Raw genomic sequence first — 19,996 nt, 5'->3', positions numbered from 1 at the left:
CAGCGATGACGACTCCGGCCGCCGATCCGGTGTCTCACGCGGTCGGCGAGCTCGTCCGGCGCACCCGCTTCCCCGTCGCCTTCGGCGGCCTGGAGCACGACGGCGCGATCCACGTGTCGGCGATCGCGGGAGCCCGGACGCGCCACCTCGAAGGGCTCGTCGTGCAGCGCCATCGGGGACTCGGCGGCCGCGCGCTCGTCGAGGGGCGGCCTCGCGTCACGCTCGACTACCGCACGTCGCGCACCATCACGCACGACTACGACCGCGTGATCCTCGGCGAGGGCATCGCGACGCTGTTCGCGGTACCGGTCGTCGTCACCGGCACCCCGCGGGGCGTGCTGTACTGCGGATCGTGGGGCCAGTCCCCCATCGGCGACGGCGCCGCACGACCCGCGTTCCGCGTCGCCGAGGAGCTCGCCGTCGAGCTGCGCGTGCGCGACGAGGTGCAGCGGCGCCTGGCCGCGATGCCCGACCCGGCGCCGTCCGACGGGCTGCCCACCACGGCTCGGGAGGAGCTGCGCGAGAGCTACGCCGAGCTGCGGAGCCTCGCCGCCGGCGTGCAGGACGCCGCCATCCGCACGCGTCTGGAGCGGATCGAGCGGCGCCTGGCCGCCCTGTCGGGCCCCGGCGAGCACGCCGGCGAGCCGGAGGTGCGCCTTTCGCCGCGGGAGCACGACGTGCTCGCGTGCGCGGCGCTCGGCGCGACCAACGCCGAGATCGCCGCCCAGCTCGACCTGCGCGAGACGACCGTGAAGTCGTACCTCGCCGCGGCGATGTCGAAGCTCGACGCCTCCACGCGACACGCCGCGGTCACGCGGGCGCGTCGCCTCGGCATTCTCCCGTGATCGCGCGGATCCGACGGATATGGTGTGACCATGGCCCGCAGAATCGTGCATCAGCTCGTCGATGATCTGGATGGCAGCGTCCTGGAGGTCGGTGAGGGCGAGACGGTGCTGTTCTCCCTCGACGGCGTCGCGTACGAGATCGACCTGACCGACGCGAACGCCGCGGCGCTCCGCGAGGCTCTCGCGCCGTGGATCGACGCCGCCCGTCCGGTGTCGCGGTCGTCCGCCGCGAGCTCGGGGTCCTCCAGCCGCCCGCGTCGCCGCACCGGCCAGCAGGACTACACCGCCATCCGCGCCTGGGCGAAAGACAACGGCTACACCGTGTCGGAGCGCGGGCGCGTGCCCGCCTCGGTGCTCGAGGCGTACGAAGCCGCGCACTGACGCCTCCCTCCGTGGGAATCCCCTGGCAATGGCCGCCAGAGGTTGAGTCGCGCCCGCATTCTCGGAATCGTGGCTGGCTCCAGTCCGCAACGGAAGGAGAGCATCCGATGCTCACGCTCACCGAGCAGGCCACGACCGCCGTCAAGACCATCACCGCGCAGTTCCCCGAGGTGACCACCGGCGGCATCCGCATCCAGGGCGCCGGGTCGCCCGAGTCGCAGTTTCAGCTCATCGTCGTGCCGGCGCCCCAGCCGACCGACGCCGTCGTCGAGAAGGACGGAGCCCGCGTCTTCCTCGATCTCGAAGCCGCCGTCGTCCTCGACGACCGCGTGCTCGACGCACAGGAGGACGGGCAGGGCGGCGTGCAGTTCGCCGTCAGCGCGGCGTAACCGCAGAGCTTCAGACACGGCGATGTCCCGCGGCCGAGGGCCCGGGGCATCGCCGTTTCTCTTGCCCGCGGCATGGCCGAGCCGCCACACTCGTCGCATGACGTCTCGCTCGTCGCTCGTCGCCGCGACCGCCGCCCTCATCGTGCTTCTCCCCCTCAGCGCGTGCTCCGGCGGCAGCACCCCCGCACCGGCGGACGACGGCGGCGCAGCACCGTCGGCGAGCGCACCCGAGGCCGCCGCACCGGACGAGCCGGCGGAGACGTACGGCTGCACCCCCGAGCTGCTCGCCTACGCCCAGCAATACGGCTACCCCGCCGCGAAGCCGCTCGATCCGGCGTCGCTCGAGATCCCCGACGTCACGTTCGCTCAGGGTCCCACGTGCTACCTCACCGACGAGGACACGGGCGCGGTGCGCTACGCCGCCTTCTGGGCCGAGGATCCGCAGGGCGTGCTCACGGCGCTCGGCGCCGCGCTCGATGAGGCGGGGTACCAGCAGTCCGACGACTACGGGCCGCTCATCTGGTGGAAGGGCGGCGACGAGCCGACCTCGGCCGAGCACGCCGTGGGCGCGGCGCCGCAGCCCGTCGACGGCGTGGACGTGCTGTACGTCACTTGGTGACGTCGTCGCCCGAGCGCACGCGCGTGATGTAGGCGTGCACCGCGGCGGCCGAGGCGACGAGGAAGCCGCCGCCCCAGAGCACGCCGCCCACCACCTGCCACACCGCATCGTCGGCCCCGAGTGTCAGTCCCATGCCGACGACCCACGCCGCGATCCCCGCGCCGGCGAGCGCGTCGTGGTAGGGCATCGGCGGGGCCATGCGCCCATTGCACCCTGACCCTCGGCGGCAGCAGCCGGGGGTTGGCGCCGCTGTCGCGCGGCGCGTATTCTTCGCCGCCAGCCGCTGAGGCGCGCGAGCCGACCGGCGTAGCCTTCCGCCATGACGGAGCAGCAGCCGTACGACGTCGTGCGCGAGCGCGACGGGTGGGAGGTGCGCCGCTATCCGGCGCACGTCGTCGTCGAAACCGACGTCCGTGACGCGTCTTTCGAGGTTGCCGGCAACCGCGCCTTCCGCGCCCTCGCCGGGTACATCGGGGGCGAGAACCGACGGCGCGAGAAGATCGCGATGACGGCGCCCGTCGTTCAGCAGTCGCAGAAGATCGCCATGACCGCGCCCGTCGTCCAGTCCGGCGCGGGTGACGGCTTCGTCGTCGCCTTCGTGCTCCCGTCGGGCATGACCGAGGCGGATGCGCCGATCCCGAACCGCCCCGACGTACGCCTGCGCACGGTTCCCGAGCGTCTCGTCGCCGCGACGCGCTTCTCCGGCCGGTGGGCGCAGGCGTCGTGGGAGAAGCACCGTGAAGAGCTGCTGTCCGCTCTTCGCGGGGCCGGTTTGAGCGCCGTCGGCGAGCCGCGGTTTGCGCGCTTCGATCCGCCCTTCACGCCGTGGTTCCTGCGGCACAACGAGGTGCAGGTCGACATCGAGAACACGTGACGGCCGGACGGTCAGCCTGCCGGCCTCCGATAAACTCGGGACCGCCGGCCTCTGTAGCTCAATGGAAGAGCAGCTCCGTCCTAAGGAGAGGGTTGGGGGTTCGAGTCCCTCCAGGGGCCTTGAGCAGGACCGCCAGCTCAGACGGCGGCAGCTTGCAGCACGCCGTCCAAGGGAGCAGGGATTCGGTCGAGCGGGACGGTAGCCGCAAGGAGCCTCGCGTAGCGAGGCTTGTTGCCGCCGCGGCCGCCGAAGAATTTGGGCAGGTGAGCCTCGACGGGCCGCCCGCGCTGCGCCGGCTGATGCTGGAGCCGGCGGAACGATGCGCCCTCGCCCTCCGCCTCGATGATCCCGATGACCGCGTCGATGCCGAGTGCCCGGACAAGCTCGCCCTCCAGATCGGGCGTGCAGACGAACAGGCGCGTGACGAAGCCGGACATCTGCTCGCGTTCGGCTGCGTCCACGAGCCCTACGGTCGGCTCGCCACCGAGTGACGCGACGGCACGTCGCGCTCCGCCCGCTCCCCCGGTCACCACCACCGTCGGGAGCCGGATGCCGCGGCGCTCCGCGAGCACCTCGAGCGCGACCCGGTCGCTCTCCCCCTCCACGAGCACCACGGTCATGAGGAGCCGGGATTCAGGTCAGCTCGGCGGGATGCCAGAAGACGACCGGGACCTCGACCCCGAGCATCAGGATGAGAACGATCGCAGCGCCGACGACGCATACGTTGATCCCGGCGATGGGCGGCAGCAGACGCCACCACCCGCGCGAAGCCATCACTGCGGTGCCGCCGACGGCGGCGAGGAAGACGAGCGCGTCGAAGATGACGAACACCGCCATCGCGAGCATCGCGCGCTGATCTCCGCACGCGAAGAAGGGGCAGCCCCTCAGCCACTCGTCGCTGTAGACCACGACGAAGGCGACGGCTGTCGCGACGGCGAAGTACACCGCGAACAGGCCCAGCACCGCCCACTCCTGGGCTTCGTTGTGCTTCGACGGCCGCCGAGCCACGGTGCCACCATGTTCGTCCCCCTCCCCCGCACACGGGATCGTTCGAAGCGTATCGGTGCGCGCCTCCGTCGGCGTACGGTGAGGCGACGACGAGGAGGCACGGATGAGCGACAGCCCTACGGACGACTCGATCACCGCCGCGGAGTTCCACAACGCTCCCGGAGTGTCGGCGTGGCGCATCACCGGCCACGGAACGGATGCGGTCTACCGCGCACGCTCGCTCGCGCACGCGGCGTCGCTCGTCGACGCCGTGGTCACGGCTGCGGATGCAGCGAGGCTAACCGTCGACATCGACGTGCGGCCCGACGCGATCCGCGTGTCGATCCCGTGGCTCGGCGGCGAGGGTGTGCCGGCCGCTGCATCCGGGTTCGCCGCGGAGGTGTCGCGGGCGGCCTCCGAGCGCGGGCTGACCGAGAATCCCGCGGCCGTGCAGTCGATCGGCATCTACGTCGCGCAGCAGTCGGGCGCCGACGTGCGGCCGTTCTTCCTCGCCGCGCTCGGCTACGACCCGCTCGGCGAGGGCGACGCGGTCGACCCGCTGCGGCGCGGGCCGGGGCTCGCGTTCAACCCCATCACCGGTGACGCGGCCGGCCGCGGGCGCACGCACGTCGATGTGTACGTGCCGGCCGATCAGGCGCAGGCGCGTGTCGACGCCGCCCTCGCGGCCGGCGGACGGCTCGTCGACGACACGAACGCGCCGGCGTTCTGGTCGCTGGCCTCCCCCGAGAACCACGGCGTCGACATCGCGGCGTGGCCCGACGGCGGCGCGTGAGGCTCAGTCGTCCTCGACGACGGAGAGGTCGCTGATCTCGAGCTCCTCGTCGAGCTGGACGAGGATCTGCGCCGACGGGAACTGCCGCGCGGCGGTGAAGCGCACGAGGCTCGCCTCGGCGAACACGGTGAGCGACGTGAGCGTCAGCTCCGTGCGCAGGTCGGTCGTCTCCTTCGCGCCGCCCTGCTGCTCGACGGCCTCCTCGATCTCGGTCGCGACGTCGTCGACGATCTCGACCCACCGCTGCGCCCCGGCATTCAGCACCGCCTCGGTCGCGGCGACGAGCGCGTCGACGTCGGGGTCGTCGACATCCTCGATCTCCGGGTCGACGGTCAAGGCCACCTCGGTGTCGAGACCCTCGAGCCACGCGCGCCCACGGACGACGTCGCCGTCGACGGCGAGGTCGGTGAGCAGGTCGTGGGACGAGAGACGGCGCACCAGCTGGGTCAGGATGTCGGAAGGCATTCGTCCATTCTCCCCGCTCACCCCCTCGCAGCGGAGAGGCGTTGCGCGACGGTGGCGAAGCCGTCGCGCAGCTCGGTCGGCTCGATGTCGGACAGGGGCGCGTCGAAGCGCGCGAACAGGACGGCGAGCGCGACCCACGACCACGCGCCGAGCGTCACGCGCTGACGATCGGGCGCGACCTGCTCGAGCGCGCCGTCGTCGATGTAGGGTGCGACCGCGCGCACCGGCGCGTGGATCGTCGCCGTGCCGCACGGGCCACGCGTCGACGCCGCCCTCCGACCCCTTGAACTGCGCCGCCAGGAACGCGGCCGGATCGCCGCCCGGAACGACGCGCGGGGTGAACTCCGCGCCGTCGTGCGAGCGCAGCACCATCCGGTCGACGCGATACGTGCGCCACGCCTCGCGCTCGGGCGTCCAGCCGATCACGTACCACCGTCCGTCGTGCAGCAGCACGTGGTGCGGCTGCGTGCGCAGCGGCGCGCCGGGCGGCTCGTCGTCGCGTCCCGCCGGGAGGTAGCCGAACCGCAGCTCGCGCCGCGCGCGCACGGCCTCGCCGATCCGCACCAGCACGGCCGGGTCGACGGCGACCTCGGATGCTGCGGCCGTCACCGCACGCAGGGCATCGACGCGGTGCGCCAGCCGCGAGGGCAGCATCCGCTCGACGGTGACGAGCGCGCGGGCCGCGTCGTCTTCGAGCTGCGCGCCGCGCGCCGCGGCGGTGCGCAGGGCCAGGGCGACCGCGACGGCCTGGCCGTCGTCGAAGAGCAGCGGCGGCAGGTCGGCGCCGGCCGTGAGCCGGTACCCGCCGATCGGGCCGCGCGTGGACTCGATCGCGTAGTCGAGTTCGCGCAGGCGCTCGACGTCGCGCCGGATCGTGCGTTCGCTGACGCCCAGGCGCTCGGCGAGCGCGGGCGCCGGCCACTCGCGCGGCGTCTGCAGCAGGGTGAGCAGCGCGAGCAGGCGCCGGGACGCGCCCGGGGCGGTCGAAGCGGGCATGCTCCTGACACTGCCACGGATAGCGGACATTCCCTGACCGGATCATGCGAGAGCCTGGTTGCACGCCGATCGACGGCGTCACGAAGGAGACATCATGTCCGCCACCCCCACCGCCCACCTCAACTTCGCCGGCACCGCGCGGGCCGCGCTCGAGTTCTACGCGGCCGCGTTCTCCGGCTCCGCGATCATCCGCACCTACGCCGAGTTCGGCATGCCGGCCGAGCTCCCCGGCGCCGACCGCGTCGTCTACGGGCAGGTCTTCGGCGTCGACGGCTTCACGGTGATGGCGTACGACATCCCCGGCGCCGACGCCCCGCGGCTCCCCGGCGCGACCCATCGCGAGAACGGTACGACCGTCACCGACCAGTCGTTCTTCCTCGCGCTGTCGGGCGCCAGTCTCGAGGAGGTGCAGACGTGGTGGGACGCCCTCGCGGCGGACGCCACCGTCGTGGAGCCGCTCGCGGCGTCGGCATGGTCGCCGGGCTTCGGCATGCTGACCGACCGGTTCGGCGTGACGTGGACCTTCAGCGTGGTCGCACCGCACGCGTGACGGACCGCAGCGGCCGGAGGCGTTCCGCGCCCCGGCCGCTCGCCGGTCTGCGGGCCGTAGGCTCGGTGCAACAGGAGGTGGCGCGGTGGACGCTGGATACGACGCGTGGACACGCAACATCATCGAGACGTTCCGCTCGAACAACGGACACGTGCCGCAGTTCGGGCGACACCTCGTGCTGCTGCATCACATCGGCGCGCGTACGGGCACCGAGCGCATCGCCCCGGTCCGCGCGTTCCCGACAGACGCCGGGTGGCTGATCGTCGCATCGAAGGGCGGCGCGCCGCAGCATCCGGCGTGGTACCACAACCTGCGCGCACACCCGGAGGTCACGATCGAGACGCCCGACGACGGCACGGTGGAGGTGACGGCGCGCGAGCTGTCGCCTGACGAGCGCGCCGCCGCGTGGCAGCGCATCGTCGCCGAGGCGCCCGGCTTCGCCGATTACGAGCAGCGCACGACGCGGACCATTCCGGTGCTGGAGCTCGAGCGCCGCTGACGCGTCAGCGCAGCGACGGCAGGAACTGCACGTCGTCGGGCGCGCTCGACCACTCGGGGTCGCGACCGCCGATCGCCAGGAGTCGCGGCACGCCCGCCTGCGCGGCCTCGGCGCTCTCCCACCGTCCGACGGCGACGAGGTCTCCCGTGCGCGGGTCTTCGTAGGACTCGAGCGAGACGAGCCCCGGCGTTCCCGCCATGCCGTCTTCGATGCGGCCCAAGAACGCGCGGAAGGCGTCGGCGTGCGCGGGGCGCACGTGGTGGCTGGCGATCGTGGCGCACATGTGAACCCTTCCATGTCAGAGAGCGGCGATGAGGGCGTGGATGCGGCGGGCGCGCGTCGCGGCGGTCGCGGCGGCGTCGATCGTCGCGAGGCGTCGACGGCGGTCGGCGGGTGTCAGCATCTCCCAGCGCTCGGTCGCACCCGCGTCAGCCAGCAACTGCGTGACGTCGGCAGGAACGAGGACCGCCGCATCGTCGACGGGCGCGAGCTCGCCGCTCACGGGGTCGCCGACATCCAGCCGCAGGCGGCGCAGGAGCGACGCCCCTGCCCACACGAACACGTCGGGAAGGACCGGCGCGCGGTTCAGCGCGAGGTTGACCTCGACGTCTTCCAGGCGACCGGCCACGCGCCGCGTGCCGCCCTCCGCGGCCGCCGACACGAGCTCCTCGGGCACGCGGAGCACGGTGTAGGTCGCCTTGCCCCACGGCATCGGCTCGACGAGTCCCGCGATCGCGCAGGAGGGTCCGACGATCGGCCACGCGTACGCCATGACGGCACCGTAGCGCGCACGCGACGTTCACGCGATCTACACGTGCGCGTCATCGATTCCGCGGGCCGCGTCGTTCAGCATGGCCTTTCCCCCGTCGAGAGGTGCGCAATGTCACACCCGCTCCGAGTGCTCTCCCTGTACGAAGGCTTCTTCGCGGGCGGCGCCCGCATCCTGCATACCGACGTGGTCGCGGGCCTCCACGGTGCCGACCAGCATCACCGCGTGCTCTCACTCGCGTCGCACGCCCGGCGCGAGGGCACGGTGCAGTCGATGACCGACGACGCCCGCTACCGCCGGCTCATCGATGCGGGCGTCGAGGTGATGACGCTCGGCCGCGAGGCAGGAGCCGACCCGCTCGACCCGTCGGTCTTCACGCCGGCCGACCTGTGGGCGGCGGCGAGCGCGATCGCCGATGCCGACGTCGTCCTCACGCTCAAGGAGCAGCCGCTCGGCCTCCTCCTCGCTCTCGAGCGCGCCGGCATGATGCCGCGTGTGCCCGTGGCCACATGCCTGCACCGCTCCGACCCGACCCACGCCGGCCCCGCGCTCGGCTGGCTCGCGGATGCGGCGCGGTCGGGACTCGTGACGGCGACGATCTCGTGCGCCGCGTCGACGAGCGACGCCTACGCGCGCGCCGGAATCGACGGCGTCATGCGGGACGTGGTGCCCAACGGCGTCGACCTCGACCGGTTCCGGCCGGGCACCGCCGCGGAGATCGCCGACGGCAAGCACGCTCTCGGCATCCCCGAGGACGCGCCGGTCGTGCTCTACGCCGCACGCTTCGACGCGATGAAAGACCCGGGTCTGCTGCTCGCGGCGGTCGCGGCGCACCGCGCCGCCGGCGGACGCGCGCACTACGTCCTGTGCGGCGCGGGCATGACCGCCGACAACCCGCTCCTGCGCGACATGGCACGCGACGCCGGACTCCATCTCGACGCCCGCGTGCACCTTCTCGGGCTCCGCGACGACATGCCGATGCTCCACCGCATCGCCGACATCGTCGCCCTCACGAGCGCGTTCGGCGAGGCGTCGCCGCTGTGCCTGCTCGAAGGCGCCGCGAGCGGTGCCACGCCGGTGACGACGGCGGTCGGGGATGCCGCGGCATCCGTCGCCGGCATCGGTCGCGTCACCCGGCACGACGCCTCCGACATCGCGCGTACGTGGGACGAGGTGCTGCGGGAGCGACCGGCCCTGCGCCGCGCGGCGATCCACGCCCGCCCGCGCCTGGGTCGCGATCGGATGATCGCGGACTACCGCGTGGCGATCGAGGCGTGCGTGCGCGCCGGCGCGCTGGCGGCCTGACCGCTCACCACAGCAGGTAGAGCGCGCCGACGACGGTGAGCACGATGACGATCCGCTCGAACACGCGCTGCGACATGCGCGACGCGAGGAACCGGCCGGTGAACGCACCGACGAGCACCGCCGGCAGCAGGAGCAGGTCGATCCACAGGCCCGACACGGAGAAGAGGCCGAGACCGGCGGCGAACGGGATCTTGCTGACGTTCACGACGGCGAAGAACCACGCCGCGGTGCCGAGGAACGCGTGCACCGGGAAGCGCGCGGCGAGGAAGTACATCGACATGACGGGGCCCGCCGCGTTCGCGACCATCGTCGTGAACCCGCCGAGCGTGCCGTAGACGGCGGCGGCGACCGGTCCGCTCGGCACATCCGCCTCGCGGTGCCGGGCGCGCCACCGTCGCCACAGCGTGACGGCGACGACGAGGAGCAGCAGCACGCCGATGCCGCGCCGCACCCACGCGTCGCTCGCGAACGCGAGGAACAGCACGCCGAGCACGATGCCGGCGAGAACCGCGGGTACGAGGCGCAGCAGCGCCGACCACACCGCGTGGCGGCGATACGCCCACAGCGCGAACATGTCGCCGACGATCAGGAGCAGCAGGAGCGTGGCCGTGGACTCCTTCGCCGGGAGCACGGCGGCGAACATCGCGACGGCGAGCGTGCCGGCGCCCGGGACCGCGGTCTTCGACACCCCGACGATGAGGGCCGCGACCGCGAGGAGGGTCCAGGAGAGCGGGCCGAGCGTCGCGATGTCGATGCCCGTGCTCACTCCCCCACGCTACCCGTGCCGAAGCGGAGACGAACGAGCGGGGCGGCTCCCGGAGGAACCGCCCCGCTCTTGTCAGTGCGTCACTGCTCGATCGGCGTCGGCGCGTCGGTCTCGTGCGCGCGGATCGTCGAGGCGTCCGACTCCGTCGTCACCTCGATACGCCGCGGCTTGGCCTTCTCGCTCACCGGGATCGTCACCGACAGCACGCCGTTGCCGTACGACGCGCTGATGCGGTCGGTGTCGATGCCCTGGCCGAGGTTCAGCTGCCGCACGAACGACGCCGCCTCGCGCTCGCGGGTGATCCACTTGACGCCCTCGCCCGTCGTGAGCGTGCGCTCGGCGCGGATCGTCAGCAGCTGGCCGTCGACGTCGATGTCGACCGAGCCCGGGTCGATGCCCGGGAGGTCGGCGGTCAGCACATAGTGGTCGCCGTCGCGGTACAGGTCCATCGGCATCCGCCGAGGTCCGCGCCGGCCCTCGACCAGCGCCGAAGCGAGCCGGTCGAACTCACGGAAAGGGTCGTAGCCTGCCATGTCTCCTCCTTCGACTCGCCGAAGCGGATGCTCCGGCATCCCATGTTCTGGACTTGAGTTGACTCGACTCAAGTGATGTCAGATTAGCACTCTCCACCCGAGAGTGCCAGCGTTGTGCGGCGCGTTCGCCGACGGCGAGCGCGCTAGCGTGGACGGGTCGGGAAGGGGATCACCGTGGATGTCGCACTCGCCGTCGATCTGGGCGGAACGAAGGTCGAAGCCGCGCTGGTCGACGCCTCCGGCACGGTGCTCCCGGGGTCGCGCTCGCGGGCCGCCACCGGAGCGGAAGCCGACGCCGCGGGCCTGCGCGCCGCGGTGGCCGAGGTCGTCACACGCGCCACGGCCGCGCTGCCGGGCGGAGCGACGGTGCGCGGCGCGGGCATCGGCAGCGCCGGCCCGGTCGACGCCGACGCGGGCACGATCTCACCGCTGAACCTCCCCGGCGCCGCCCGCTTCGACATCGTCGACGCCGTGCGCGCGGCCCTGCCCACAGCCTGGACGGACGGGCCGGTGCGCCTCGCCCTCGACGGACAGTGCATCGCGCTCTCTGAGACGCGCCGCGGCGCCGGACGCGGCGGCCGGGTCGTCCTGGGCATGGTCGTGTCCACCGGCATCGGCGGCGGCGTCGTGATCGACGGCCGACCCGTGCGCGGCGCGAGCGGCAACGCCGGCCACATCGGCCAGGTCGCGGTCGCGGGCTTCACGGCGGAGGGCGGACTCGCCGCGACCGTCGAACGCGTCGCGAGCGGCCCCAACGCCGTGCGCTGGGCGCGCGACCAGGGCTGGTCGGGAGACACAGGCGAGGAGCTGGCCCGCGGATGCGCCACCGGTGACGCGCTCGCCATCGCGGCCGTCGAGCGCAGTGCCGCGGCGGTGGGAGCGGCGCTCGTCTCCGCGGCGGCGCTCCTCGACCTCGACGTCGTCGTGATCGGCGGCGGGTTCTCGCGGGTGACCGACGACTACGTCGCGCGCGTGGCCGCGGCCCGCGACGCCGCCGCGCCGTTCCCGTTCCTCGCCCGTGCGCGCATCGTGCCCGCGGCGCTCGGCGACGAGAGCCCCCTCGTCGGGGCCGCCGAACTCGTGCTCGGAGACTGATCCGCGAGGAGGCGCGACCGGGTCAGGCCCGCTCGTCGCGCGCGCGGGCCAGGAGCACGCGGCGCCAGTCGCCGGGCACGCGTCCCTCGGGGCCGGGCGACGGCTGAGACTCGGGGCGGCTCGTCGGCGGCGCGAGCTCGGGGCCCTCGACCATCGCCTGCTCCTGGTAGTCCCACCACCAGTCCTCACCCGGCTCGAAGCTCTGGATGTAGCGGTGCCCCGTCTCCTGCCAGTGCGCGGTGGCGTGTCGGGCGAGGGAGTCGTCGCAGCATCCGATGTGCCCGCACGCGGCGCAGCGGCGGAGGTGCACCCACCACCCGCCGAGCGCGTCGCAGTCGGTGCATCCGCTCGCCCACGGCTTCGCGCTCGTGTCGATCTGCTCGGTGTCCATGTCGGGTTCTCCTCCGGGGGTCAGAGCGTCGTGGAGTACTGCTCGATGTAGGGCACCATCACCGTGAAGACGAAGTTCATCAGGTACGCCGCGAACACCACGCCCGCGATGACGCTCGCGACCGTGAGGGCGATCCACGCCCACACCGGGCCGAGACCGCTGCCGGTCTGACGGCGCAGCACGATGCCGCGCCCGATGACGTACACGCCGTTGCTGACGACGAACGTGAAGAAGCTCCACGCCCAGTGGAACGGCTTCACGATGCCGCGCGCCTTCAGCGCCCGCCAGTCGAGCCACGCGAACAGCACCTGCAGCCCCGCCACGACGTACTGGAAGACGCTGAACCCGAGCAGTCCGGCCTCGAAGGGGGTGGCGGCGAACGGGCTGACGCCCTGCGGATCCTGCGCCGCCTGCACGATCACGTCGCGCAGGTACCCCTCCCAGTCGAAGAAGAACAGCGGCAGCACGGTGACGACCGGGGCGAAGATGACGAGCCAGATCCACACCGTGCCCGTCGGGATGTCGCGCCGCGCGACCTGCTCCCCCGATGCGGCCGGGGCGCTCGGGTATGCGGGGTAGGCCGGGTACCCGGGGTATGCGGGCGTTGCGGCAGGCGCCGTCGGCGCCGCGAATCCGGATGCCGCGCCACCGCGGCGATCGTCGGTCCACGCGAGGCCGTTCCACCAGCGCTCCCCGCCGGGGCGCTCCGTGTCGGGGTACCAGCCGGGCGGGGTCGAGGAGGGAGAGGTCATAACCGTCCTTGGGTCGCGGGCGTCCAGCCGCAGTCTATCGACGGCGGTCGCGGGCATCCGGTTCAGCGGAAGTCGCGCGACGAGTGCGAGACACCCACACGCAGATCCTCGAACGCGTCGGCGACGAGGTTCGTCACGCCCTCCACCGACCGCTCCAGGATGCCGCGCACGATGAGCGCGGGCGAATCCCGCACGATGCGGCGATACCTGTTCCACACGCCGACGGAGCAGATGACGTTGACGAGCCCGTGCTCGTCCTCGAGGTTGAGGAACGTGATGCCGGATGCGGTCGCCGGACGCTGCCGGTGGGTCACGAGCCCCGCCACCTCCACGCGCCGGCCGTTCTCGTGTCGACGAAGCTCGCTCGAGGTGAGCACGCCGCGGGCATCCAGCGCCGACCGGTAGTGCGTCATCGGATGGTCGTCGGTGGAGACCCCCGTCGCCCACAGGTCGGCGGCGAGGATGTCGTAGCTGGTCTGGTCGGCGAACAGCGGCGGCTGCACCGACAGCATCGAGTCGGGCAGGAACTCCGCCCGGTCCTGGGCGGCCGATCCGGCGAGCCAGATGCCCGCGCGGCGGCTGATGCCGAGGCTCTCGAACGCGCCCGCCGTCGAGAGCGCCTCCAGCTGCGCGGCGGTGAGCCCGGTGCGCCGCACGAGATCGCGCAGATCGCGGTAGGGCCCGGATGCCTCGCGCTCGGCCACGATGCGCTCGGCCGCCTTCACGCCGATGCCCGTGACCGCGGCGAGCCCCAGCCGCACCGCGAAGGCGCCGTCGCGCCGGTGCGCCGCCGTCTCGTCGGGTGCGGCGGGGTCGAACTCGCCGACCGGCGGCTGATCCTGATGCGTGCACGTGTCGAGCCCGGTCGGGCCCTGCGCTCGCGCGGCGTCGGCGACCGGCTCGAGCGTCGCCTGCACGCCGGAGCGGTGCAGGTCGGGCCGGCGCACCTCCACGCCGTGCCGCCGGGCGTCGGCGGTGAGCGTCGCCGGGGAGTAGAAGCCCATCGGCTGCGCGCGCAGCAGCCCCGCGAGGAACGCCGCCGGATAGTGCAGCTTGATCCACGAGCTCGCGTACACGAGCAGCCCGAACGACAGCGCGTGCGACTCGGCGAACCCGAAGTTCGCGAACGCCTGGATCTTGGCGTAGATCGCGTCGGCCTCCTGCTGCGAGAGCCCGTTGACCTCGATCATGCCGCGGAACAGCTGCTCGCGGATCGACTCGATCCGCTCGATACCCCGCTTGGAGCCCATCGCGCGGCGGAGGACGTCCGCATCCGCCGCCGAGCACTCGCCGATCGCGACGGCCATGCCCATGAGCTGCTCCTGGAACACCGGCACGCCCTTGGTGCGCTCGAGCACGGGTCGCAGCTTCTCGTGCACGTACGTCACCTCCTCCTGCCCGAGCTTGCGGCGGACGAACGGATGCACCGCGCCGCCCTGGATCGGGCCGGGACGCACGAGCGCGATCTGGATGACGAGGTCGTAGAACTCCCGCGGCTGCAGACGCGGGAGGAGCCCCATCTGCGCGCGCGACTCCACCTGGAACACGCCGATCGAATCCGCCCGGCACAGCATGTCGTACACGGCCTTCTCGTCCTTGGGCAGGGTCTCCAGGCGCCACTCCTCCCCCGTCGCCTCCCGGATGAGGTCGAAGCAGTACTGCAGCGCCGCGAGCATCCCGAGCCCCAGCAGGTCGAACTTCACCAGTCCCATCCACGCCGCGTCGTCCTTGTCCCACTGGATGACGGTGCGGTTGTCCATGCGCGCGTGCTCGATGGGCACGACCTCGCCCACCGGCCGATCGGTGAGCACCATGCCGCCGGAGTGGATGCCGAGGTGCCGCGGGGCACGCAGCAGCTCCGAGGCGAACTCGATGACCTGGTCGGGGATGTCGTGGTCGGCCGACTCGAGCGTCGCCCCCCAGCGCTCGACCTGCTTCGACCACGCGTCCTGCTGCCCGGGCGAGTGCCCGAGCGCCTTGGCCATGTCGCGCACGGCGTTCTTCGGCCGGTACTGGATGACGTTGGCCACCTGCGCGGCCCGCTCGCGGCCGTACTTGCCGTAGACCCACTGGATGATTTCCTCGCGCCGGTCGGAGTCGAAGTCGACGTCGATGTCGGGCTCCTCGTCGCGCAGGTGCGAGAGGAACCGCTCGAACGGCAGGTTGTAGTGGATCGCGTCGACGGCGGTGATGTCCAGCAGGTAGCACACCGCACTCGACGCGGCCGATCCGCGGCCCTGGCACAGGATGCCGCGGCGGCGCGCCTCCTGCACGATGCTCCACACGATGAGGAAGTAGCCGGGGAAGTCCTTCGACTCGATGACGTCGAGCTCGCCCTCGATGCGGCGGCGCTGCTCTTCGGTGAGCCGCGGATACTTGCGGGGCACCGCATCCCACACCAGCGTGCGCAGGTACGACATCGGCGTGTGCCCGTCGGGCACGTGCTGCTTGGGCAGCGCCGGCTTGGCCTTGCGCAGCGGGAAGGCCAGCTCGTCGGCGAGGGTCACCGTCCGCGCGACCGCGCCCGGGTAGCGCGCGAAGCGCCGCGCCATCTCCGCCCCCGACCGCAGGTGGGCGCCGGCGTGCGCGGGCAGCCAGCCGTCGAGCTCGTCGAGGCCGCGGTTCGCGCGCACGGCCGCGACCGCGGCGGCCAGCAGCTCGCGCTCGGGCACCGCGTAGTGCACGTTGTTCGTCGCGAGCACCGGGAGCCCGCGCTCGGCGGCGAGCGCGGCCAGCACGTCGTTGTCGCGCGTGTCGGTGGGGTTGCCGTGGTCGATCAGCTCGACGTTGACCGCGTCGCGGCCGAACAGCGCGACGAGGTCCTCGAGGGCGGATGCGGCGGCCGCCGGCCCGCCCGCGGCGAGCGCGCGACGCACGGTGCCCTTGCGGCATCCGGTCAGCACCGCCCAGTGCGGGTCGCGCGGCCCGCCGGCGTGCTCGGCGAGCGCCGCCAGGTCGTAGCGCGGCCGCCCCTTCTCGGCGCCGGCGAGCTGGGCCTGCGTGATGGCGGCGGCGAGGCGGTGGTAGCCCTCCTCGCCGCGCGCGAGCACGAGAAGGTGCGCTCCGACGGGGTCGGGCTCGCCGTTCTGCGGCTTCGGCAGCTGCAGTGACAGCTCGGCGCCGAACACGGTCTTCACGTTCAGCGCCTCCGCCGCCTCGGCGAAGCGGACGATGCCGTAGAAGCCGTCGTGGTCGGTCACGGCCAGCGCGTGCAGCCCGAGGCGCTCGGCCTCTTCGGCGAGCTCCTCGGGCGAGGAGGCGCCGTCGAGGAACGAGTACGACGAGTGGGCGTGCAGCTCGGCGTACGGCACCGCGTCGGCGGGCCGCTCGATCGAGGGCGCGACGTACTTGCCGCGCTTGCGCGACCACGCAGGGCTGTCGCCGCCGTCGCCGTTGGCGGGCACGTCGCGCGGGCGTCGGGTGTCGCTGAGCGTGCGCTCGAGCTCCGACCACTTCACGGGCGGGTTGTGGAAGCCCATCAGCGCCCTCCGCCCCGACGCGGCTTCATCGAAGTGGCCTCAGTCATAGCGCCCCTCCGCCCGCCACTCGCCCTCTTCCCACACGAGCAGCCACGCGATGCCGTCGGCGTCGACGACCTGGAAGCGGTGCGCCCGACGGCGGCGGAGCGCATCCCAGCCGCGCTCGCTGATCGGCCACGGCCCCGCCCACGCCGTGATCGCCCGGCGGTACCCGCCCGCCTCGAGCATCGCGGGCGCGCCGCTGAGCGCCTCCCGCTCGCCGACGGCGACCGCGCGCCCGGCGGCGTCGGTCACCTCCACCAGGCGCGGCTCGGGGTACACCGTCGCCGGCAGCGGGTCAGGCAGGCTCCCCGGCCACGGCCGTGCGCGATCCTTCGTCACGACCGCCCGGTCGCCCCACGGCACGTTCACCTGCCGCTCGGCGAGCCAGCGCCCGCCGCCGATCACGGGCGTCACGACACCGCGGTGCCCGAGCATCGCCTGCACGCGCGACAGCGCGTGGTGCACGCGCTCGTCCGACCCGGCGCCGAACAGTCCGATCGCGTGGTGGGCCGCCGCATCCACCGCCTCCGGCGCGATGTGCACCGCCGCGACCCCGCTGCCGAACACCTTCGACCCGGGCGCCTGCGACTCGTGCAGCGCCGCCAGCTGCCATCGCACGCGGTCGACCACCGCGGCCGCGTCGAACGATCCCGGATGCAGCCACACCCGCTCGCTGCGCTCGCCCCGCTCCCCCGTCAGCACGACGCGCAGCTCGGTGCACACGAGGTCGTGCGCGCCGAGCCGCGCGATGAACTCCTCCGCGGCCACGCGCACGCCGAACGCGACCTGGTCGGCGAGCTCGAGGGGCGGCTCGAACGCCACGTCGCGGTGCAGCTCGGGCGGCGGCACGCGCGGCTCGACGGGGCGCGAGTCGGCGCCGGCGGCCAGCGCGTGCCGGCGCTCGCCGGGGCCGCCGAACCGCTCGCGCACGCGTTCGACGGGCATCGCGGCGAACTGGCCGAGGGTGTGCACGCCCAGGCGTGCGAGGATGCCCGCCAGCTCGTCGTCCTCGAGCGCGGTCACCGGCAGCGGCGCGAGGAACGCCGCCGACTCCCCCGGCTCGACGATCCGCACCGGCGCGTCGGGGCGCGTGCCCGCGCGCGCGGCCTGCTCGGCCGTGAACGGGCCGTCGGCGACGCCGGCGCGCACGTCGGGCACGCCGTCGGCGGCGAGCGCGTCGCACAGCGCCCGCGCCGCCTCGGCCTCGCCGCCGTAGTAGCGCGCGGGCCCGCGGGCGCGCAGCACGCACAGTCCCGCCCGCACGATCTGCACCCCCGGCGCCTGCTCCTCGATGCGCGCGACGACGGGCGCGAACTCGCGGTGGTCGCGCGCGAGGTCGGCGGCGACCACCTGCAGCCCGGGGCATCGCGCCTGCGCGTCGCGCCGGCGCTGGCCGCGGCGCACGCCCTGCGCGCGGGCCGCGCCGTTGCACGCGACCACGAGGTTCCGCTCGAACACCGCGACGGGCGTGCCGGCGCGCGGCGGGCTCACCGCCTCGCGCACGAGGGCGGTCACGGGCCAGTCGGGGAACCACAGCACGAGGCTGCGCACCGGCGCGGGCACGTCACCCCACCGCCCGCACCGGTTCCCGCGCGAACGCCGGACGCTCGCGCGGCTGGAGGCGCTCGGCAGGAGCGCCCACGACGGTGACCCCGCCGTCGGCGGCGGGAAGCAGCATCCGCACGCGCCGCGCCCCCGGCGAGCGCTTGCTCGTGACCGACACCGTCAGCTCGCGCCCGGCCAGGTACCCGTGGCCGGCGCCGAGCCCCGACCACCGCGGGTCGGCGACCTCGATGACGGCCTCGGCCTGCGGCCACGCCCCCTGCACGAGCAGCACCGCGCCGCGGTCGCGCAGCCGCGAGGCCAGTCGCGCCACCTCCCCGTCGGACACGCGCGTGGGCGGACGCACCGCCACGACCGGCAGCACCTCGGCGATCGTCGCGGTGACCGCGAGCCACCGCGAGCCCGGGTCGGGCACGAACACGAGCCGGTCGAGGTCGAGACCGTAGCGCTCGGCGGCCTCGGCGCCGAGATCGGGCATGCCCACGACGCCGCACCACGTACCGTCCTGGGAGGGGCGCGCCATGAGCGCGAGCAGCAGCGACGCCGACGGCGCGAGCGAATACGCCGCGCCGGGCTTGAGGCCGCCACCGGGCAGCAGCCCCGCGAAGGCGGGGTGGGTGGGCAGGACCGGGGCGCCGAGTCGGCGCCCCTGCATACGCTCGAGCTGGGCGCGCAGGGCGTGGATGTCCGGCACCGCGTGCGCCTGGTCCCGCATGATCGCCCTCACTCCCACAGGTTAGAACATGCGTTCTACACCTTCAATCCCGTGGTTCGAAGATAGAGACGACCTCTGACACCGTTCAGAATTCAGGCTCAGCCGACCGCTCGGGGCGCGGAGCCCGGCCAGACGCCGGCTCAGCCTGAATTCTGCGCGCGCGCACGGCACGGCGGCCTCGGCCGGATCGGACGGCGAGGCGCCGATCGGCCGCGCGGCGACCTCCGACACCGTTCAGAATTCAGGCTCAGCCGACCGCTCGGGGCGCGGAGCCCGGCCAGACGCCGGCTCAGCCTGAATTCTGCGCGCGCGGCACGGCACGGCGGCCTCGGCCGGATCGGACGGCCGAGGCGCCGATCGGTCGCGCGGCCGACCTCCGACACCGTTCAGAATTCAGGCTCAGCCGACCGCTCGGGGCGCGGAGCCCGGCCAGACGCCGGCTCAGCCTGAATTCTGCGCGCGCGCACGGCACGGCGGCCTCGGCCGGATCGGACGGCGAGGCGCCGATCGGCCGCGGCTCAGGCGGCGAGGGCGAGGTAGGGCTCCCACCGCGGGTCGGCGCGGTCGGTGCCGCGCACCGTCCATTGCGAGCCGCGCGGTGCGCCGGGCACCAGCCGCAGCTCCCACGACATCTCCTGCGGCGTGCGGTCGCCCTTGACGTTGTTGCAGCGCAGGCAGCACGCCACGAGGTTCTCCCACGTGTCCTTGCCGCCGCGCGAACGCGGCAGCACGTGGTCGATCGTGGCGGCGGCCTTGCCGCAGTACGCGCAGCGGTGGCCGTCGCGGCGGAGCACACCCCGGCGCGTGACCGGCACGCGTCTGCCGCCGGGCACCCGCACATACCGGGTGAGGATGATCACCGCGGGGCGATCGACGCTGCCGCCGGTCCCCCACACCGGATCACCCTCGACGCGTTCGACGACGGTGGCCTTCTCGTTCATCACGAGCACGATGGCCCGCTTGAACGACACGACGGCGAGCGGTTCGTAGCCCGCATTCAGCACCAGAGTGCGCATTCCGCTTCCTCTCGAATGGCCGGGACGGCTTCTCGGATATTCGACTCGCGACGGATCGGTCGGCGCAGGGCATGAAAAAAGGCGCTGTCACATGGACAGCGCCTCGGGCGCCACGGTGAGGCCGTGGCATCCGTGCACATGATGCCGAAGGACGAGCAGCCCGAGCGCATCC

The 19,996-nt window shown here is 73.3% G+C and carries 24 protein-coding genes and 1 tRNA gene; 11 read left to right on the top strand and 14 right to left on the bottom strand.

The genetic code is table 11. The features are described from left to right. Positions 1-5 precede the first annotated feature (5 nt). The 4 genes from EI169_RS05785 (at position 6) to EI169_RS05770 (ending at position 2,234) form a co-directional block, all read left to right on the top strand. Positions 6-845 carry a LuxR C-terminal-related transcriptional regulator gene (locus EI169_RS05785; protein ID WP_125133339.1) on the top strand — a complete coding sequence of 280 codons (840 nt, stop codon included), beginning with the start codon at positions 6-8 and terminating at the stop codon, positions 843-845. A 30-nt stretch (positions 846-875) separates the two neighbouring features. Further along, positions 876-1,226: an Lsr2 family protein gene (locus tag EI169_RS05780; RefSeq protein ID WP_125131485.1), complete on the top strand. Its 351-nt coding sequence runs from the start codon at positions 876-878 to the stop codon at positions 1,224-1,226. A 107-nt stretch (positions 1,227-1,333) separates the two neighbouring features. After that, the gene (locus EI169_RS05775; RefSeq protein WP_125131484.1) at positions 1,334-1,615 is read left to right on the top strand and encodes an iron-sulfur cluster biosynthesis family protein; all 282 of its coding nucleotides are present in this window, start codon (positions 1,334-1,336) and stop codon (positions 1,613-1,615) included. Between the two features lie 97 nt (positions 1,616-1,712). Continuing rightward, the gene (locus EI169_RS05770) at positions 1,713-2,234 is read left to right on the top strand and encodes a hypothetical protein (protein ID WP_125131483.1); all 522 of its coding nucleotides are present in this window, start codon (positions 1,713-1,715) and stop codon (positions 2,232-2,234) included. Here the strand turns inward: EI169_RS05770 and EI169_RS05765 are convergent. After that, positions 2,224-2,433 (bottom strand): hypothetical protein, encoded by a 210-nt coding sequence (locus EI169_RS05765; protein WP_125131482.1) that lies wholly within the window; start codon positions 2,431-2,433, stop codon positions 2,224-2,226. The genes EI169_RS05770 and EI169_RS05765 overlap by 11 nt on opposite strands. 120 nt (positions 2,434-2,553) lie before the next feature. Between EI169_RS05765 and EI169_RS05760 the strand changes: the two genes are divergently transcribed. Then, entirely contained in the window at positions 2,554-3,108 is a 555-nt protein-coding gene (locus EI169_RS05760; protein WP_125131481.1) for a heme-binding protein, read from the top strand. Positions 3,109-3,155: 47 nt separating this feature from the next. Further along, positions 3,156-3,227: transfer RNA gene (locus EI169_RS05755), tRNA-Arg, on the top strand. 18 nt (positions 3,228-3,245) lie between these two features. Here the strand turns inward: EI169_RS05755 and EI169_RS05750 are convergent. Together EI169_RS05750 and EI169_RS05745 are read right to left on the bottom strand one after the other, a co-directional pair. After that, a complete protein-coding gene (locus EI169_RS05750; RefSeq protein WP_125131480.1) occupies positions 3,246-3,728 on the bottom strand; it encodes an ATP-dependent endonuclease in 483 nt (160 codons plus the stop codon). 13 nt (positions 3,729-3,741) lie between these two features. Continuing rightward, positions 3,742-4,116: a hypothetical protein gene (locus EI169_RS05745; RefSeq protein WP_125131479.1), complete on the bottom strand. Its 375-nt coding sequence runs from the start codon at positions 4,114-4,116 to the stop codon at positions 3,742-3,744. A gap of 103 nt (positions 4,117-4,219) precedes the next feature. On the opposite strand from EI169_RS05745, the gene EI169_RS05740 reads away from it, so the two are divergent. Further along, on the top strand, positions 4,220-4,888 hold the full coding sequence (locus EI169_RS05740; RefSeq protein ID WP_125131478.1) for a VOC family protein: 669 nt from the start codon (positions 4,220-4,222) through the stop codon (positions 4,886-4,888). Between the two features lie 3 nt (positions 4,889-4,891). On the opposite strand, the gene EI169_RS05730 is transcribed toward EI169_RS05740, so the two are convergent. Next, complete coding sequence (locus tag EI169_RS05730) at positions 4,892-6,349, bottom strand: WYL domain-containing protein (protein ID WP_346427093.1); 1,458 nt, start codon at positions 6,347-6,349, stop codon at positions 4,892-4,894. 94 nt (positions 6,350-6,443) lie between these two features. On the opposite strand from EI169_RS05730, the gene EI169_RS05725 reads away from it, so the two are divergent. Then, complete coding sequence (locus EI169_RS05725; protein WP_125131476.1) at positions 6,444-6,899, top strand: VOC family protein; 456 nt, start codon at positions 6,444-6,446, stop codon at positions 6,897-6,899. Between the two features lie 85 nt (positions 6,900-6,984). After that, complete coding sequence (locus EI169_RS05720; RefSeq protein ID WP_125131475.1) at positions 6,985-7,398, top strand: nitroreductase family deazaflavin-dependent oxidoreductase; 414 nt, start codon at positions 6,985-6,987, stop codon at positions 7,396-7,398. 4 nt (positions 7,399-7,402) lie between these two features. Here EI169_RS05720 and EI169_RS05715 read toward each other — a convergent pair whose 3' ends face one another. Next, positions 7,403-7,681, bottom strand: coding sequence for an antibiotic biosynthesis monooxygenase (locus EI169_RS05715; RefSeq protein ID WP_125131474.1), 279 nt, complete (start codon positions 7,679-7,681; stop codon positions 7,403-7,405). Between the two features lie 15 nt (positions 7,682-7,696). After that, positions 7,697-8,170: a YdeI/OmpD-associated family protein gene (locus tag EI169_RS05710; RefSeq protein WP_125131473.1), complete on the bottom strand. Its 474-nt coding sequence runs from the start codon at positions 8,168-8,170 to the stop codon at positions 7,697-7,699. A 108-nt stretch (positions 8,171-8,278) separates the two neighbouring features. Between EI169_RS05710 and EI169_RS05705 the strand changes: the two genes are divergently transcribed. Beyond that, the gene (locus EI169_RS05705) at positions 8,279-9,472 is read left to right on the top strand and encodes a glycosyltransferase (protein ID WP_125131472.1); all 1,194 of its coding nucleotides are present in this window, start codon (positions 8,279-8,281) and stop codon (positions 9,470-9,472) included. Between the two features lie 4 nt (positions 9,473-9,476). Here EI169_RS05705 and EI169_RS05700 read toward each other — a convergent pair whose 3' ends face one another. Together EI169_RS05700 and EI169_RS05695 are read right to left on the bottom strand one after the other, a co-directional pair. Beyond that, positions 9,477-10,238, bottom strand: a complete 762-nt coding sequence (locus tag EI169_RS05700) for a sulfite exporter TauE/SafE family protein (RefSeq protein ID WP_240640658.1) — start codon at positions 10,236-10,238, stop codon at positions 9,477-9,479. Positions 10,239-10,318: 80 nt separating this feature from the next. After that, positions 10,319-10,771 carry an Hsp20/alpha crystallin family protein gene (locus tag EI169_RS05695; RefSeq protein ID WP_125131471.1) on the bottom strand — a complete coding sequence of 151 codons (453 nt, stop codon included), beginning with the start codon at positions 10,769-10,771 and terminating at the stop codon, positions 10,319-10,321. A 174-nt stretch (positions 10,772-10,945) separates the two neighbouring features. Here EI169_RS05695 and EI169_RS05690 point away from each other — a divergent pair, with 174 nt between their 5' ends. Further along, the gene (locus EI169_RS05690; protein WP_125131470.1) at positions 10,946-11,866 is read left to right on the top strand and encodes an ROK family protein; all 921 of its coding nucleotides are present in this window, start codon (positions 10,946-10,948) and stop codon (positions 11,864-11,866) included. A 22-nt stretch (positions 11,867-11,888) separates the two neighbouring features. On the opposite strand, the gene EI169_RS05685 is transcribed toward EI169_RS05690, so the two are convergent. The 6 genes from EI169_RS05685 to EI169_RS05660 all read right to left on the bottom strand — a co-directional run bounded on the left by EI169_RS05685 (position 11,889) and on the right by EI169_RS05660 (position 19,824). Further along, positions 11,889-12,257, bottom strand: a complete 369-nt coding sequence (locus EI169_RS05685; RefSeq protein ID WP_125131469.1) for a UBP-type zinc finger domain-containing protein — start codon at positions 12,255-12,257, stop codon at positions 11,889-11,891. 20 nt (positions 12,258-12,277) lie between these two features. Continuing rightward, positions 12,278-13,009, bottom strand: a complete 732-nt coding sequence (locus EI169_RS05680; RefSeq protein ID WP_164515444.1) for a DUF2510 domain-containing protein — start codon at positions 13,007-13,009, stop codon at positions 12,278-12,280. 62 nt (positions 13,010-13,071) lie between these two features. Then, positions 13,072-16,488, bottom strand: coding sequence for an error-prone DNA polymerase (locus EI169_RS05675; protein WP_125131467.1), 3,417 nt, complete (start codon positions 16,486-16,488; stop codon positions 13,072-13,074). A 39-nt stretch (positions 16,489-16,527) separates the two neighbouring features. Next, a complete protein-coding gene (locus tag EI169_RS05670) occupies positions 16,528-18,093 on the bottom strand; it encodes a DNA polymerase Y family protein (RefSeq protein ID WP_125131466.1) in 1,566 nt (521 codons plus the stop codon). 1 nt (position 18,094) lies between these two features. Beyond that, on the bottom strand, positions 18,095-18,820 hold the full coding sequence (locus EI169_RS05665; RefSeq protein WP_240640654.1) for a hypothetical protein: 726 nt from the start codon (positions 18,818-18,820) through the stop codon (positions 18,095-18,097). Positions 18,821-19,326: 506 nt separating this feature from the next. Continuing rightward, positions 19,327-19,824, bottom strand: a complete 498-nt coding sequence (locus tag EI169_RS05660) for an HNH endonuclease (protein WP_125131465.1) — start codon at positions 19,822-19,824, stop codon at positions 19,327-19,329. Positions 19,825-19,996: the final 172 nt, after the last annotated feature.

This window comes from Microbacterium sp. 10M-3C3 (assembly GCF_003931875.1).
Lineage (GTDB): Bacteria > Actinomycetota > Actinomycetes > Actinomycetales > Microbacteriaceae > Microbacterium.
This window is presented reverse-complemented; position numbering and strand designations above follow the sequence as displayed.